The 1293-nt window shown below is 44.9% G+C and carries 1 protein-coding gene; it reads right to left on the bottom strand.

Annotated elements, in window-relative coordinates; all coding sequences use genetic code 11:
- Window positions 1–419: 419 nt before the first annotated feature.
- Window positions 420–1293, bottom strand: an 874-nt coding sequence (locus B3O33_RS07710; RefSeq protein WP_292363336.1) for an AAA family ATPase, incomplete at its 5' end; no start/stop codon positions are given.

The raw sequence follows: 1293 nt of genomic DNA, 5'->3' as shown, positions 1-1293 counted from the left end.
GATGTCAAACATGCATTTCGTGATGGGGTTCGGGCACAAAAAGGCATAGAACTCTAAAGAATTTACGCTGGTTTTGGCGTGGATTTTGCTGTGTCATCAAACGGTAAAGTTACTCACAATTTCTGTGGATAACTCTGTGTTTAACTTTGGAGTTAGTTGCTAAGCTGTTCATATTTAAGCACTCTGCTCAAAATGGTCAAAAAACCACCAACACTATTTATTCATTATTTTTCAATAACTTACGAATAGGTCCTGCTTAATCAGTGAGTTAGCGACATCTGTTATAAAAGATATGAAGAAATTGTGAAACAGGTGAATAACTTGCCGGTATTAAATCATAACGTTATCGTGATGATGGTAATTTACGGACATAAAAAAGCCCGGTAGTTAATTACTCTACCGGGCTTTCATTTATTGACTCAGACTGATTCGGTTTCTTTGACGATATCCAAAACCAGTTCATCGTTTTTCAGGATAACCCGAACATGACCACCATCACTGAGCTGACCAAATAACAGTTCATCCGCCAGCGGCCGTTTGATTTTTTCCTGTACCAGCCGCGCCATGGGTCTGGCCCCCATTTGCACATCATAGCCATGCTCTGCCAGCCATTCCCGTGCATCATTTTCAATTTCAATAGTGACGTTTTTGTCCTGCAACAACATTTCCAATTCAAGCACCGCTTTGTCCGCAACACGCAGAATCGCTTCTTTACTCAGAGGTTGGAATTGAATGATGCCATCCAGACGATTACGGAATTCCGGTGAGAAAGCACGTTTCAATGCTTCAGCGCCATCCATATGGTGTTCCTGCTTGGTAAAGCCAATGGAACTGCGGCCCATTTCCTGTGCGCCGGCATTACTGGTCATCACAAGCACCACATGGCGGAAATCAGCCTTGCGGCCATTATTATCGGTTAACGTACCATGGTCCATGACTTGCAATAACAGATTGAACACATCCGGATGGGCTTTTTCAATTTCATCAAGCAATAACACCGCATGAGGCTGCTTGATAATCGCATCAGTCAATAGCCCCCCCTGATCAAACCCGACATAGCCGGGAGGCGCACCAATCAGACGTGACACCGTATGCGGCTCCATATACTCGGACATATCAAAACGAATCAGTTCAACGCCTAAGATACGTGCTAACTGGCGGGTGACTTCTGTTTTACCCACCCCTGTCGGTCCGGCAAACAGGAATGCACCTGTCGGCTTTTCGGGATGTCCCAAACCAGAACGAGCCATTTTAATCGCCGAGCTTAATGCAGAAATTGCATCATCCTGACCG

The organism is Methylophaga sp. UBA1464 (assembly GCF_002325665.1).
Taxonomy (GTDB): domain Bacteria; phylum Pseudomonadota; class Gammaproteobacteria; order Nitrosococcales; family Methylophagaceae; genus Methylophaga.
This window is presented reverse-complemented; position numbering and strand designations above follow the sequence as displayed.